General features: G+C 72.0%; 14 protein-coding genes. 8 read left to right on the forward strand and 6 right to left on the reverse strand.

Annotation, left to right across the window (positions count from 1 at the left end):
• Positions 1–149: 149 nt before the first annotated feature.
• Positions 150–992: an alpha/beta fold hydrolase gene (locus ACFVWW_RS13425; RefSeq protein ID WP_386878391.1), complete on the reverse strand. Its 843-nt coding sequence runs from the start codon at positions 990–992 to the stop codon at positions 150–152.
• A 124-nt stretch (positions 993–1,116) separates the two neighbouring features.
• Entirely contained in the window at positions 1,117–3,090 is a 1,974-nt protein-coding gene (locus tag ACFVWW_RS13430; RefSeq protein WP_386878390.1) for a DEAD/DEAH box helicase, read from the reverse strand.
• A gap of 506 nt (positions 3,091–3,596) precedes the next feature.
• Between ACFVWW_RS13430 and ACFVWW_RS13435 the strand changes: the two genes are divergently transcribed.
• Positions 3,597–4,343: a ferritin-like fold-containing protein gene (locus ACFVWW_RS13435; RefSeq protein WP_384189845.1), complete on the forward strand. Its 747-nt coding sequence runs from the start codon at positions 3,597–3,599 to the stop codon at positions 4,341–4,343.
• Between the two features lie 52 nt (positions 4,344–4,395).
• On the opposite strand, the gene ACFVWW_RS13440 is transcribed toward ACFVWW_RS13435, so the two are convergent.
• From ACFVWW_RS13440 to ACFVWW_RS13455, 4 genes are all read right to left on the reverse strand, one after another.
• Complete coding sequence (locus ACFVWW_RS13440; protein WP_384189842.1) at positions 4,396–4,662, reverse strand: hypothetical protein; 267 nt, start codon at positions 4,660–4,662, stop codon at positions 4,396–4,398.
• 198 nt (positions 4,663–4,860) lie between these two features.
• Positions 4,861–5,088: a DUF3107 domain-containing protein gene (locus tag ACFVWW_RS13445; protein ID WP_046500385.1), complete on the reverse strand. Its 228-nt coding sequence runs from the start codon at positions 5,086–5,088 to the stop codon at positions 4,861–4,863.
• Positions 5,089–5,232: 144 nt separating this feature from the next.
• The gene (locus tag ACFVWW_RS13450) at positions 5,233–5,874 is read right to left on the reverse strand and encodes a TetR/AcrR family transcriptional regulator (protein ID WP_384189838.1); all 642 of its coding nucleotides are present in this window, start codon (positions 5,872–5,874) and stop codon (positions 5,233–5,235) included.
• Between the two features lie 135 nt (positions 5,875–6,009).
• Positions 6,010–6,234 (reverse strand): hypothetical protein, encoded by a 225-nt coding sequence (locus ACFVWW_RS13455; RefSeq protein WP_384189835.1) that lies wholly within the window; start codon positions 6,232–6,234, stop codon positions 6,010–6,012.
• A 145-nt stretch (positions 6,235–6,379) separates the two neighbouring features.
• Here ACFVWW_RS13455 and ACFVWW_RS13460 point away from each other — a divergent pair, with 145 nt between their 5' ends.
• The 7 genes from ACFVWW_RS13460 to ACFVWW_RS13490 all read left to right on the forward strand — a co-directional run bounded on the left by ACFVWW_RS13460 (position 6,380) and on the right by ACFVWW_RS13490 (position 14,518).
• Positions 6,380–7,339, forward strand: coding sequence for an alpha/beta fold hydrolase (locus ACFVWW_RS13460; RefSeq protein WP_384189832.1), 960 nt, complete (start codon positions 6,380–6,382; stop codon positions 7,337–7,339).
• Positions 7,340–7,347: 8 nt separating this feature from the next.
• Positions 7,348–8,673 (forward strand): DUF3152 domain-containing protein, encoded by a 1,326-nt coding sequence (locus tag ACFVWW_RS13465; protein WP_386878389.1) that lies wholly within the window; start codon positions 7,348–7,350, stop codon positions 8,671–8,673.
• Between the two features lie 75 nt (positions 8,674–8,748).
• Entirely contained in the window at positions 8,749–8,847 is a 99-nt protein-coding gene (locus ACFVWW_RS13470) for an Ms4533A family Cys-rich leader peptide (RefSeq protein ID WP_384189827.1), read from the forward strand.
• Positions 8,848–9,046: 199 nt separating this feature from the next.
• The gene (locus ACFVWW_RS13475) at positions 9,047–10,771 is read left to right on the forward strand and encodes an ABC transporter substrate-binding protein (RefSeq protein ID WP_386878388.1); all 1,725 of its coding nucleotides are present in this window, start codon (positions 9,047–9,049) and stop codon (positions 10,769–10,771) included.
• A 14-nt stretch (positions 10,772–10,785) separates the two neighbouring features.
• A complete protein-coding gene (locus ACFVWW_RS13480; protein ID WP_386878497.1) occupies positions 10,786–11,787 on the forward strand; it encodes an ABC transporter permease in 1,002 nt (333 codons plus the stop codon).
• Positions 11,784–12,773, forward strand: a complete 990-nt coding sequence (locus ACFVWW_RS13485; RefSeq protein WP_384189612.1) for an ABC transporter permease — start codon at positions 11,784–11,786, stop codon at positions 12,771–12,773. The genes ACFVWW_RS13480 and ACFVWW_RS13485 overlap by 4 nt, the downstream gene beginning before the upstream one ends.
• A 26-nt stretch (positions 12,774–12,799) precedes the next feature.
• Positions 12,800–14,518 (forward strand): dipeptide ABC transporter ATP-binding protein, encoded by a 1,719-nt coding sequence (locus ACFVWW_RS13490; protein ID WP_386878387.1) that lies wholly within the window; start codon positions 12,800–12,802, stop codon positions 14,516–14,518.
• Positions 14,519–14,654: the final 136 nt, after the last annotated feature.

Below are 14,654 nucleotides of genomic sequence, written 5' to 3' on the forward strand. Positions count from 1 at the left end.
CCCGGCGGTGTCCGGTGCGTGCGATCGCAAGGCGCCGAGGTGCCCTCGTAGCGGAGCTACTAGGGCATTTCGGCAACGCCGCGAGCGTGCGTGCTGGGCGCCGCCGGGCAGACGGGACTTCGGAATGACTCGTCTAGTCCCTGTCCCGATCAGTGGCCGCCGTCCCAGAAGTCCGTCAGCGCGGTGGCGGTCTCCTGCGGCCGGTCGGTGTTGGGTGAGTGCTGCGCGCCCCCGACGACCGTCCTGCGGGCCCCGAGCCGCTCCGCCATCGCGTCGAGCAGCGGCACCGGCCAGGTGTCGTCCTGCTCGCCGGACACCACATGCTTGGGCAGCGGCTGTACGGCGGCCAGCTCGGCCACCCGGTCGGGCTCCACGGTCAGCTGGCGGCCGGTGGCGATCAGCTGCGCGGCACTGGTCCGCAGCCAGCGCCTTTGCAGGTCGGCCCCGTCGACGGGGGTCTCCTCGGGTGGGTCCATCGCCCGCATGGCCTGCCAGACCTGCTCCATCGTCATGGTCACGAGCGCGTCGCTGAGCAGCTTCACCCGCTCCCGCTGGACCGGGCTGACCTGCGCGGGCCCCGAGGACATCAGCGTCAGTGAGACGAACGGGCTCCGGTCGAGCAGGACGGCGGCGCGGGCGATCTGCCCGCCCAGCGAGTGCCCGAGCAGGTGCACGGGCGTGCCGATGGCCTCGGCCTGAGCCAGTACGTCCGAGGCCAACTCACTTTGCGCGTAAGCCTCTTGGGTGTCCGGGCCCTCGGTCTCGAACTGTCCGCGGCCGTCCACGGCGACGGCGCGGTAGCCGGCCTCGGTGAACGGCTCCAGCAACGCGATGAAGTCCTCCTTGCTGCCGGTGAAACCGGGCAGCAGGAGCACGGTCCCCTGCGGCTCCCCGGCCGGCCGCGCGTCGAGCACGGCGAAGCGCCCGCGACGGGTCGACAGGAAGCGGGCGCGGGCGCAGGAGGGCGGGGTGAAGGTGGGCGGCCGACTCATGCGACGAGGCTAGCGGTCCGGCCGGCCCTCGTACGCCGATGGGGCCCGGGCATGCCGATGGCCCGGCACCCCCCTGAGGGGGCGCCGGGCCATCGGTCGGTGCGTCGGCCCGTCGGGCGGCGCGTCAGCCCTCGGTCGGGGCCGTGGTCGTACGGGCGCGGCGGCGGCGCGGCTTGGGTACGGCCTCGCCCTCCGGTGCGTCCGCGGCCGTCTCGGCCGTCTCCACCGCTTCGGCGACGGGCTTGGCGACGCGGGTGCGGCGGCGCGGCTTGGACTCCGCGACGGGGGCCTCGGCAGCGGCCTCGACGGCCACAGCCTGCTCCGCCGTGTCCGCCGCCTCGGCGACGGGCTTGGCGACGCGGGTGCGGCGGCGCGGCTTGGACTCGGCGACCGGGGCCTCGGGGGCGTCGACGGCCACGGCCGTCTCGGCCGGCACGACGTCTTCGGCCGCGGGCTTCGCGGCCCGCGTGCGACGACGGCGCTTGGGCGCGGCGTCGGCCTCAGGCTCCGTCACCACGGACTCCGTCAGCACCTCCGTGCCAGGGGTCTCCAGGACCGATGCCTCGGCCCCGACGGCAGCGGCGTCACCGGCACCGGTACGGGTCCGCCGACGACGGCGCGGAGTGCGGGGTCCGGCCGGCCGCTCCGCGGTGTCCGGCGGTACGGCTGTCTGGAACTGCGGTTCCACGGCCGTCTGGAACTGCGGCTCGACCGCCGTCTGGAACTGGGGCTCGACCGCCTTCCTGGGCTGCGGCTCGACCGCCGTCCCGGACTGCGGCTCCGCGCCGTCCAGCGAGGTCCCGCCGCGGGTACGGCGGCGCTGGCGCGGGGCGCGCGTACGGGCCGGGCGCTCTTCCCGTACCGCGGTGGCGGTGGGGCCGGCGGCGGACTTGCGGCCACGGCCGCCCGTCTCGCCGAGGTCCTCGACCTGCTCCGCCGAGAGACCGGCACGCGTCCGGTCCGCACGCGGAAGGACGCCCTTGGTCCCGGCGGGGATGTTCAGCTCCTCGAACAGGTGCGGGGACGTGGAGTACGTCTCCGGCGGGTCCGGGAAGCCGAGGTCCAGCGCCTTGTTGATCAGCTGCCAGCGCGGGATGTCGTCCCAGTCGACCAGCGTGACGGCGGTACCGGACGCGCCGGCCCGGCCGGTGCGGCCGATGCGGTGGAGGTAGGTCTTCTCCTCCTCCGGCGACTGGTAGTTGATGACGTGGGTCACGCCCTCGACGTCGATACCGCGGGCGGCGACGTCGGTGCAGACCAGCACGTCCACCTTGCCGTTGCGGAAGGCGCGCAGCGCCTGTTCGCGGGCGCCCTGGCCCAGGTCGCCGTGGACCGCGCCGGAGGCGAAGCCGCGCTGGGCGAGCTGGTCGGCGATGTCGGCGGCCGTGCGCTTCGTACGGCAGAAGATCATCGCGAGTCCGCGGCCCTCGGCCTGCAGGATGCGCGCGACCAGCTCCGGCTTGTCCATGGAGTGGGCGCGGTAGATACGCTGCGTGGTGTTGGCGACGGTCGCGCCCGCGTCGTCCGGCGAGGTGGCGCTGATGTGGGTGGGCTGCGACATGTAGCGGCGGGCGAGGCCGATGACCGCGCCCGGCATGGTCGCGGAGAACAGCATCGTCTGGCGCTTGGGCGGCAGCAGCTGGATGATCTTCTCGACGTCGGGCAGGAAGCCCAGGTCGAGCATCTCGTCGGCCTCGTCCAGGACGAGCCCGCGCACATGGGAGAGATCGAGCTTCTTCTGGCCCGCCAGGTCGAGCAGCCGGCCCGGGGTGCCGACAATCACATCGACGCCCTTCTTGAGGGCCTCGACCTGCGGCTCGTAGGCACGGCCGCCGTAGATCGCCAGCACGCGGACGTTACGCACCTTGCCGGCCGTCAGCAGGTCATTGGTGACCTGCGTGCACAGCTCGCGGGTGGGAACGACCACCAGGGCCTGCGGGGCGTTGGTCAGCTGCTCGGGCACGGCCCGGCCCGCCTCGACGTCCGCGGGGACGGTGACGCGCTCCAGCAGGGGCAGGCCGAAGCCGAGCGTCTTGCCGGTGCCGGTCTTGGCCTGTCCGATGACGTCCTTGCCGGAAAGCGCGACGGGGAGGGTCATCTCTTGGATGGGGAACGGAGACATGATGCCGACGGCTTCAAGCGCCTCGGCTGTCTCGGGAAGGATTCCGAGCTCTCGGAAAGTCGTAGTCAGGGTGCTGCCTCTTCTGTGAGACGCGGCGCGAGGCGAACGCTGGGGGTCGTACCGCACCTGGGTACTCGGCCGGCCGTGGATTGGCCGGATGGCGCGGGACCACTGCCGTCGCTCGAGCGCTCGTGCCGCTGAGGGGGCCCCTCACTGCAGGTCGTACGCAGCTGTGCGTACGGTCCGCGCGGAGGGCGGTCGGGGGCGGAGCCGATCGGGCCACCGACCGGGCATCCTCATAAGGCCTGTCCGAGGGAACGCCCCTCGGTCAAACACTGCGATGCCCGCCGAATAGTCGGCAGGCGCATTACCACTGTACCCCGGAATCGCGCATGTGTGTCGGGCGAATTCGTCGGAACGGTGTGGCGGCACTGTCTGACCAGGCCCTTCCGCGGTGCGCGGAGCGGGCTATTGTGCCGTCCATGGAGACGCCCGACACCGCCACCACGTCCGCATCCGCAGCCGAGGAACCCACTGGAATCGCCGCCCAGGACTGGGCCACGGCCTCCGCCGAGCCGCAGTACCGCGCCGCGGTCGTGGATCTTCTGGGAGCGCTCGCCTATGGCGAGCTGGCGGCCTTCGAACGGCTCGCCGAGGACGCCAAGCTCGCGCCGACCCTGGCCGACAAGGCCGCGCTGGCGAAAATGGCCACCGCGGAGTTCCACCACTTCGAGCAGCTGAACGACCGGCTGCGGGCGATCGACGCCGAGCCGACCGGCGCGATGGAGCCGTTCGCCAAGGCGCTGGACGACTTCCACCGGCTGACCGCGCCCTCGGACTGGCTGGAAGGCCTGGTCAAGGCGTACGTCGGTGACTCGATCGCCAGCGACTTCTACCGTGAGGTGGCCGCCCGGCTGGACACCGACACCCGTGCGCTGGTGCTGGCCGTGCTGGACGACACCGGACACGGCAACTTCGCCGTGGAGAAGGTCCGCGCCGCGATCGAGGCGGAGCCGCGGGTCGGCGGACGGCTCGCGCTCTGGGCGCGGCGGCTGATGGGCGAGGCGCTCTCGCAGGCCCAGCGTGTGGTGGCCGACCGGGACGCGCTCTCGACGATGCTGGTGGGCGGGGTGGCCGGCGGCTTCGATCTCGCGGAGGTCGGCCGGATGTTCTCCCGGATCACCGAGGCGCACACCAAGCGGATGGCCGCACTCGGACTGGCCGCCTGACCGCACCCGGGGAGCCCGGGCCACGCGTCCGCGCCGACCGGCCGGACACGCCCTACGGCATGGCCCGGTGCAGCCTGCGGCCCGCGGGACGGAGCAGCAGGGACAGCACCACCGCTCCCACCAGCAGGGCGCCGACGAGCGTGGCCATGACATGGCCCGCGCCAAGCGCCATATGCGTCAGATAGGCACCGAAGAGGGCGCCGAGCGGACCTGTCGTGAACACCGTCCGGCGCGCGGGGAGCCGGTGGGACAGCCCATGGGCCGCGGCCCACGAGAGACCGAGTCCGAGCAGGACCGATCCGAGAGCTTCGAAGATCACTGCTGATCACCTCATCGCCGGGGGTGGGTACGTCGGTACGGGCGCTGTCCGGCCCAGCACGTCACTACCCGGAGTGCACGGAACGCAACCCTCCCCCGGCGCACCCGCGAAGATCGACCGGACAGGGCCTGGGCGCACAGCGGAATGGCCCGGCGGGAATCCCGCCGGGCCATTCCCGGTGTCGGTGGACGGCTGTGACTACAGCGCGCCGAACCCGACCCGTCGTGTCGTGGGCTCACCGATCTCCACATACGCGACCCGCTCGGCCGGTACGAGGACCTTGCGCCCCTTGTCGTCCGTGAGGCTGAGCAGCTGTGCCTTGCCGGCCAGCGCGTCGGCCACGGCGCGCTCGACCTCCTCGGCGGACTGCCCGCTCTCCAGAACGATCTCCCGGGGCGCGTGCTGCACGCCGATCTTGACCTCCACGGCTATGTCCCTCCGAACGGTCTGTGCGTTGCGCGGTCAGCCGCGCGGTACGCAGCACACATTAGCCCGGAGAGACCACGCGGAAGACGCGGCGGTGAACGCCCGCAGCGAACACGCGCCGCTCAGAGGTCACCCGACAGGCTCTCAGTGCTGTTCGGTGCCGTGCAGCGGGAAGCCGGCGATACCGCGCCAGGCCAGTGAGGTGAGGAGCTGGACCGCCTGCTCGCGGGGGATGACGGACTCGCTGGAGAGCCAGTAGCGGGCGACCACCTGAGAGACGCCGCCGAGGCCGACGGCCAGCAGCATGGACTCGTCCTTGGACAGCCCGGTGTCCTCGGCGATCACGTCGGAGATCGCCTCCGCGCACTGCAGCGCGACCCGGTCGACGCGCTCACGCACCGCCGGCTCGTTCGTCAGGTCCGACTCGAAGACCAGGCGGAAGGCGCCGCCCTCGTCCTCCACGTAGGCGAAGTACGCGTCCATGGTGGCCTCGACGCGCAGCTTGTTGTCCGTCGTCGACGCCAGCGCCGTACGGACGGCCAGCAGCAATGCCTCGCAGTGCTGGTCCAGCAGCGCGAGATACAGCTCCAGCTTCCCGGGGAAGTGCTGGTAGAGGACCGGCTTGCTGACGCCGGCCCGCTCCGCGATGTCGTCCATCGCGGCGGAGTGATAGCCCTGCGCGACGAATACTTCCTGTGCCGCGCCCAGCAGCTGATTGCGTCGGGCGCGGCGAGGCAGGCGCGTGCCTCGTGGGCGTGCTGCCTCGGTCTGCTCTATGGCTGTCACGCCGCCTCCCAAAAATCGTTCCGTGCGCGCGGTGCGCCGCTCCGCCATCGTACTTTTGGGTAACCCGGCGGTGCGTGGTGCGGACGCAGAATTTCACGGACCGGACGGCCGCGGTAGCCGCTGCCCCCCGGCAGCTCAGCGGTAGTCGTCCTCGTCCTCGTCCAGAGGGACGGCCCGAGCCTGTTCCGCGGCGTCCGCCTCATTGGCCTTGTCGGGGTCGACGCGCGTCTGCGGTTCGGCGCCGCGCCGCCGCACGTCGGCCTTCTGCTCCGCGGCGTCGGCCTCGGGGGTCTCCTCGTCCAGCTCGGCATCCTCGTCGTTCGCTTCGAAGGTGTCCGGGTCCGTCGGGTCTACCGACATACAGTGCCCTTTCTCCTCGCGACGGAAGGGGGGCCGGGGCGAGCGCCCCTCCCTCCGAGCGTAGGAGCCCCCGATGCGTCACGCCATATGGCCTGTGATGGCGAACACACGAACAGGGGGCGTGATCGTCTCGTAACATTGCCGCATGTCTTCGACCGAGCTGCCGGAAAACCTTGCCGCCACCGTGGCTCCGAAGGTGAGTCCCGTACGGGTCGCGGAGGGGGAGACGCTGCGTTCCGTGGAGCTGCCCGGGCTCACGCTGGCCGTACGGTCACGGCCCGCGGCCCGTACCGGAGCGGCCCCCGCGCTCTATGTGCACGGGCTCGGCGGCTCCTCGCAGAACTGGTCGGCGCTGATGCCGCTCCTGGAGGACAGGGTCGACGGAGAGGCCGTCGATCTGCCCGGCTTCGGGGACTCACCGCCGCCGGACGACGGCAACTACTCGGTCACCGGTCACGCCCGCGCGGTGATCCGGCTGCTGGACGCGGGCGGGCGCGGGCCCGTCCATCTCTTCGGCAACTCCCTCGGTGGCGCGGTCGTCACCCGGGTCGCGGCCGCCCGCCCCGATCTGGTGCGCACCCTGACCCTGGTCTCGCCGGCGCTGCCCGAGATCCGGGTGCAGCGCACGGCGGTGCCCACCGCGCTGATGGCGGTGCCCGGTGTCACGGCGCTGTTCGGCCGGCTGACCCGGGACTGGACCCCGGAGCAGCGCACCCGCGGGGTGATGGCGCTCTGTTACGGCGATCCGACGCTGGTCACCGAGGAGGATGTGCGCCACGCGGTGCACGAGATGGAGCGGCGGCTCCAACTGCCGTATTTCTGGGACGCGATGACCTGTTCGGCGCGCGGGATCGTCAACGCGTACACCCTGGGCGGCCAGCACGGACTGTGGCGGCAGGCCGAGCGGGTGCTCGCGCCGACGCTGCTCATCTACGGCGGGCGGGATCAGCTCGTTTCGTACCGTATGGCGCGAAAAGCGTCGGCCGCTTTCCGTGATTCACGCCTCCTGACGCTCCCCGACGCGGGGCATGTTGCCATGATGGAGTACCCGCGGCAGGTCGCCCAGGCATGCCGGGACCTCATCGATGACTACGGCAGGAGCTGATCCGGCGCGTGGGACGACACAGCCGCAAAGGCCCCGCTTCCCAGGGCTCGCGGAGCACGGCCGGGCCCGTGCCCGGCGAGCCCGTCCCGGAAGCGCGGGGTGCGGGCAACGGGCGGCGCCGGCGTTCCGCGGCCGGCCAGGGCCCGGAGCAGCACGCGGGCCCGGACGGCACCCCCGCGCGCGGCGTGCCGCAGGTGCGCGGCGGCCACCCCGAGCAGCGTGAGTCCGGGGGCGGCTGGGGTTTCCCGCAGAGTCAGGGCGACGGGCGGACCGGCCCCCGTGCCGCGGTCCCGCCGCGCCAGACACGGGCGCCGGGCGGCGGAGCGCCACTGATCCCGGGGCCGCGGCGCGAGTTCGTGGACGCGTTCGACGCGTTCGACGCGTTCGACGCGTTCGAGCCCCCGCCCTCCCGGGCCGTCTCGCGGGAGACCGCGCCCGCTCCCTCTCCCGCCGTCGGCGACGATGACGGGATGTCGGGTGGCGCCGGGGCCGGGCCGGACGCGGAACAGCCCGCCAGGGGCGGCAAGGGACGCGCGCTCACCGGGATCGCCGCGGCGGCGGTGACCACGGTTCTCGCGGTCATCGTGGCCGGACAGGTCGCCGACGGTGGTACGGAACCGGCCGACGCGAAGGCGGCCGGCGGTCTCGACCGCACCGGTGAAGGCGAGGTCGCCTCCCGCTCGGACGGCAGGGTCACGCCCGCCCAGAAGCCGGTCGCGGTGCCCCCGCCCGCCACCTACGCGCAGTTGATGGCCCGGCAGTTCCCGCTCGACCCCGAGCTGAAGGCCTCGGGCGACTTCACGGCTGTGCCCGGTCTGGACAAGGCGCCGGGCAAGGGGCAGAAGTACCGCTACCGCGTGGACATCGAGAACGGGCTCGGCCTGGACGGCACGCTGTTCGCTGACGCCGTCCACAAGACCCTGAACGACGACCGGAGCTGGGCGCACAAGGGCGCCATGACCTTCGAACGGGTCTCCAGCGGCAGGCCCGACTTCGTGATCACCCTGGCGAGCCCCGGGACGACGGGCGAGTGGTGCGCCAAGTCCGGTCTGGACACGACCGTCGACAATGTGTCCTGCGACTCGGCCTCGACCGACCGCGTGATGATAAACGCCTACCGCTGGGCACTGGGGGCGAAGACCTTCGGCGACAAGGCGATGCTCGCGTACCGGCAGATGCTGATCAACCATGAGGTCGGACACCGGCTCGGACACAACCATGTGAGCTGCCGCACGCCCGGCGCGCTCGCCCCGGTGATGCAGCAGCAGACCAAGTCACTGGACATCGGCGGGATCGCCTGCAAGCCCAATCCCTGGGTGTACCCCAAGAGCTGAACCCCGTCCCACGAGGTGAGACGCCCGTCTCGAACCGCGTTGACATCGGAGACGGGGTCGTTCATATTTCTCCGCATGTCACCCCGCCGCGCCGCCGCCTTCGGTCATGCCGCCATTGAGCTGACGCTCATCGGCGTGACCGCGCTGTGCGTGGCAGACATTCTCTGTCGCTGACGCCTGCCCGAGCGCGCGTCGGCCGTCCCTTTTCGCCGTGCTTCCCCGCGCCTGGGCGTATGTGGTCCGTACGTGGGCGCGGCATGCCGGTCTTTTCTTCCCCTCTCCGTCGCTGCCTGTGCGGGCTCTGGGCGTTTCGCGCCTTTTCTCCCCTTCCCGCTTGACTCTGCCTGTGCAGCACACCGAGAGGCTTCTTCCGATGCGTCAACCGTCCGTCATATCCCGCCGCGTGGCAGCGGCAGCCGTCAGCCTGGTCGTGGCAGCGGGCGCCGCCGCCTGCGCCGGCCCGCAGGACAACGATGCCAAGGCCGGCGCCACGGACAAGGGCAAGCCCCAGAAGGGCGGCGCGCTCTCGGTGCTGAACACCGAGCCGCAGACCGACTTCGACCCGGCGCGCCTCTACACCTCCGGCGGCGGCAACGTCCCCTCGCTCGTCTTCCGTACGCTGACCACCCGCAACCGCGAGGACGGACCGGCCGGCACTCAGGTCGTCCCCGACCTCGCCACCGACACCGGCCGCCCCAACGCGGACGCCACGGAGTGGACGTACACCCTCAAGGAAGGGCTGAAGTTCGAGGACGGCAACCCGATCACCAGCGCCGACATCAAGTACGGCATCGAGCGCTCCTTCGCCGCGGAACTCTCCGGCGGCGCACCGTATCTGCGCGACTGGCTGATCGGCGGCTCCGCCTACCAGGGTCCGTACAAGGACAAGAAGGGCCTCGACTCGATCGAGACGCCCGACGCCAGGACCATCGTCTTCAAGCTCAACAAGCCCGAGGGCGACTTCCCCTTCCTCGCCACCCAGACGCAGTTCGCGCCGGTGCCCAAGGCGAAGGACACCGGGGCGAAATACGAGGAGCACCCCGTCTCCTCGGGGCCCTACAAGGTCGTCAAGAACGAGGGCGACGGCCAGCACCTGGTCCTGGAGCGCAACCCGCACTGGTCGGAGAAGACCGACCAGGAGCGCCACGCCTACCCGGACACCATCGACGTGAAGGCGGGTCTCGACGCGGCCGTCATCAACCAGCGGCTGTCCACCAGCTCGGGCGCCGACGCCGCCGCCGTCACCACCGACACCAACCTCGGCCCGGCCGAACTCGCCCAGATCGGCAGCGACAAGGCGCTCGCCTCCCGCGTCGGTACCGGCCACTTCGGCTACACCAACTACCTCGCCTTCAACCCGAAGGTGAAGCCGTTCGACAACCCCAAGGTGCGCCAGGCGATCTCGTACGCCATCAACCGCACCAGTGTCATCAACGCGGCGGGCGGCTCCGCGCTCGCCGAGCCCGCGACCACCTTCCTGCCCGAGCAGAAGGCCTTCGGCTACACGCCGTACGACCACTTCCCGGCCGGGAAGACGGGCGACCCGGCCAAGGCCAAGGAGCTGCTGAAGGAGGCCGGGTACGCCAAGGGCCTGACCGTCACGCTCACCCACTCCACGGTCCAGAACCGGGAGACCAGCCCCGAGGTCGCCACCGCCGTCCAGGAGTCGCTCAAGCAGGCCGGGATCACGGTCAAGCTCCAGGGCCTGGAGGCCAACGCGTTCAACGAGGCGCGCTGGACCGTCAAGGGTGAGCCCGGCTTCTTCCTCTCCCGGTGGGGCGCGGACTGGCCGTCCGGCGGCCCGTTCCTGGCGCCGATCTTCGACGGCCGGCAGATCGTCAGGGACGGCTCCAACTACAACCACGCACAGCTGGACGACCCGGCGGTCAACAAGGAGATCGACGAGATCAACAAGCTGACCGACCCGGCGGCCGCCGCCCAGCGCTGGGGCGCGCTCGACAAGAAGATCGGTGAGCAGGCGCTCGACGTACCGCTCTTCCACCCGGTCTACAAGCGGCTGTACGGCAAGGACGTCAAGAACATCGTGATCAGCGACTGGACCGGTGTCCTCGACATCTCGCAGGTCGCGGTCAAGTGAGCACCGTTCCCGATCTGCCGGCGCCCGGGGCGGTGGCGGCGACGCCCGCCGCCCCGGGCGCCCGCCGGGTGTGGCGGCGGCTGCGGGGGCGCCCCGCGGCCGTCGTGGCCGCGGGCGTCCTCGCCCTGCTGGTGGCCATGGCGCTCGCGGCGCCGCTGCTCGCCGCCGTCGAGGGCCAGGACGCGAACTCGTACCACGACGCGCTGGTGGACTCGGCGCGCGGCGGCGTGCCCCTGGGGTCGTTCGGCGGGGTGAGCGGCGACCACTGGCTCGGTGTCGAGCCGGGCACCGGGCGCGATCTGTTCGTACGGCTGCTCTACGGAGCCCGGATCTCGCTGCTCGTCGCGGTGGGCGCGACCGTGGTCCAGGTGGTGATCGGGGTCGCGGTCGGCCTCGCCGCCGGCCTCGGCAACCGGCTGCTCGACAGCTTTCTCAGCCGGGTCACCGATGTGATGGTCGCGCTGCCGATGCTCGTCCTCGCCATCGCGCTGACAGCCGTCGTCCCTGCCGGCTTCCCCCGCCCGCTGCTGCTGATCCTGGTCATCGGGCTGCTCAACTGGGGCGGTACGTCGCGGATCGTACGGGCGCAGACGCTGACGCTGAAGCAGCTCGACTTCGTGGCGGCCGCCCGGCTCGGCGGCTCCGGACGGTGGCGGGTCGCACGGCGCGAGCTGCTGCCGTCGCTCGCGGCGCCCGTCATCACGTACGCGGCGATCCTGCTGCCCTCGAACATCGTGATCGAGGCGTCCCTGTCCTTCCTGGGGGTCGGGGTCAAGCCGCCGACGCCGTCCTGGGGACAGATGCTGTCGACCGCGCAGACCTGGTTCCGGGCGGATCCGATGTATGTGCTGCTGCCCGCCGGGCTGCTGTTCGTGACCGTCCTCGCCTTCACGGTGCTGGGGGACGCGGTGCGCACCGCGCTCGATCCGCGGGAGGCCAGCCGGCTGCGGATCGGGACAAGGGCGTCGCGCCCCTCCCGTAAGACCCGTACCCCGATCGGGGATTCCGCCTCATGACCCGCTATCTGCTCAAACGGCTCGGCGGCGCGCTGCTCGTCCTGCTCGTGCTGTCCGTCGTGATCTACGCGCTCTTCTATGTCGCGCCGGGCGACCCGGCAAGGCTCGCCTGCGGCGACCGCTGCTCCCCGCAGCAGATCGCCCAGGTGCGGGACCAGCTCGGTCTGGGCGACTCGGTGTACGTGCAGTACGCGCACTTCCTCCAGGGGATATTCGCCGGGCGCGACTACTCCACCGGCACGGCCCTGCTGCACTGCGACGCGCCCTGCCTCGGCTTCTCGTACCAGACCGACCAGCAGGTCACCCAGCTGATCCTGGACCGGCTGCCGGCGACCGTCTCCCTCGCGCTGGGCGCGATGGTGCTGTGGCTGGTCATCGGGGTGGGCACGGGGCTGCTGTCCGCGCTGCGGCGCGGCGGATTCACCGAGCGCGCGCTGACGGTGCTCACCCTCGCCGGGACCGGCACGCCCGTCTTCATCCTCGGGCTGCTGCTTCTGATGGTGGTGTGCGCGTATCTCCAGTGGCTGCCGTTCCCGACGTATGTGCCCCTGTCTGAGGATCCCGAGCAGTGGGCGTGGAACATGCTGCTTCCCTGGCTCACGCTGGGCTTCTTCGAGAGCGCCAAATACGCGCGGCTGACGCGCAGCTCGACGCTGGAGACGCTGGCCGAGGACCATATCCGGACGTTTCGCGCGTACGGCGTCGGGGAGCGGGCGGTCGTCGGACGGCACGCGCTGCGCGGCGCCGTACCGCCGGTCATCGCGCTCAGCGCGCTGGACCTCGGCACGATGATGGGCGGCGCGGTGCTCACGGAGTCCCTCTTCGGCATCCCCGGTATCGGCAAGACGCTGATCGACGGGGTGCGGGAGATCGATCTGCCGGTGGTGGTGGGGGTGGTGCTGGTGATCGGCGCGGCCGTCGTCCTGGCGAATGTGGTGGCCGATCTGCTGTATGCCGCGGCCGACCGAAGGGTGGCCCTCCTGTGACGGAGCAACGGGTGACGGAGCAACGGGTGACGGAGCGTCCGGAGCCGGAGCGACTGCTCGTGGTGAAGGACCTGACAGTCGACTTCTCGTCGGGGGAGCCGGGAGCGTCGGGGAAGCCGGGTGAGTCGGGGGCGGAGAGCGTACGGGCCGTGGACGGCCTGTCCTTCACGCTCGACGCCGGCCGGGCGATCGGCCTGGTCGGCGAGTCCGGCAGCGGCAAGAGCACCGTCGCGGGCGCGCTGCTCGGCCTGCACCGCGGGACCGGCGCGCGCGTCGGCGGCACGGTGCGCGTGGGCGGTACGGATGTGGGCGCGGCCTCCGACCGCGAACTGCGCGCGCTGCGCGGCGCGGTGGCGGCGATGGTCTTCCAGGACCCGCTGTCGTCCCTGGACCCGTACTACGCGGTGGGCGACCAGATCGCCGAGGTGTACCGGGTCCATACGGACGCCTCACGACGGGCGGCCCGCGCGCGGGCCGTGGAGGTCCTCGACCGGGTCGGCATCCCGGACGCGGCGCGCAGGGCCGGTGCGCGGCCGCACGAGTTCAGCGGCGGTATGCGCCAGCGCGCGCTCATCGCGATGGCCCTGGCGTGCGAACCGCGCCTCCTGATCGCCGACGAACCGACCACGGCCCTGGACGTCACGGTCCAGGCCCAGATCCTCGACCTCCTCCACGACCTGCGCCGCGAAACGGGCATGGGGCTCCTGCTGGTCACCCACGACGTGGGCGTCGCGGCGGAGAGCGTGGACGAGGTCCTGGTCATGCGGCACGGACGGGAGGTGGAGCGCGGGCCGGTGGCGCGGGTGCTGGGAGCTCCGGCGGCCGGCTACACCCGCACGCTGCTGGCGGCGGTACCCCGGGTGGACGGCCCGGCGCCACGCGTACCCTCGCCGCGAGCCGCCTCCGGTGGCGCGGACGAGGTGCTGCTCGAAGCCACGGACCTGCGGCGGGAGTTCCGGCGGGGGCGGCGGACCGTCACGGCGGTCGACGGCGTCTCGCTCACCGTCAGGCCCGGCGAGACGCTCGGCATCGTCGGGGAGAGCGGCAGCGGCAAGACCACCCTGGGGCGGATGCTCGTACGGCTGCTGGATCCGACCGCCGGGCATCTGCGGTACCGGGGCGCGGAGATCGGGGCGCTGTCCGAGAAGCAGCTGCGGCCCTACCGGCGCGAGCTGCAGATGGTCTTCCAGGACCCTGTCTCCTCGCTCAACCCGCGCCGGTCCGTCGGCGAGTCCGTCGCCGACCCGCTGCGGGCCGCCGGGGTGCTCGACGAGGCGCGGATCGTCGCGCGGGTACGGGAGCTGCTGGAGCGGGTCGGGCTCGATCCTGACCGGTACGGCCGGTATCCGCACGAGTTCAGCGGGGGACAGCGCCAGCGCGTCGGGATCGCGCGCGCCCTCGCCGCCGAACCACGGCTGATCGTCTGTGACGAACCCGTCTCCGCGCTGGATGTGACGACCCAGGCCCAGGTCACCGGGCTCCTCGCCGAACTCCAGCGGGAGCTGGGCCTCGCCCTGGTCTTCATCGCCCACGACCTCGCCGTCGTACGGCAGGTCAGCCACCGGGTCGCGGTCATGCGGGACGGCAGGATCGTCGAACAGGGCACGGTGGACGAGGTGTACGGGGCGCCCGCCGACCCGTACACCCAGCAGTTGCTGGCCGCCGTACCCGCGCTCGATCCGGCGCTCGCCGCCGCGCGTCGCTCGGCCCGCAGGGCCCTCCCCGAGGCCGTGGCCGCGGTCTGACCTTCCGTAATCGGAACGCTCCGTAGCGCGACGGAACGCCGCCGGTACGGGAAAGTTACGCGCATTCACCCCTTCTGGTGGCGCGCGCGGCCAACCCCCCCCCCGCGACCGCCCTAGCCGCGGACCGGCGGGGCCC

The sequence above is a fragment of the Streptomyces sp. NPDC058198 genome, assembly GCF_042882605.1.
Taxonomy (GTDB): domain Bacteria; phylum Actinomycetota; class Actinomycetes; order Streptomycetales; family Streptomycetaceae; genus Streptomyces.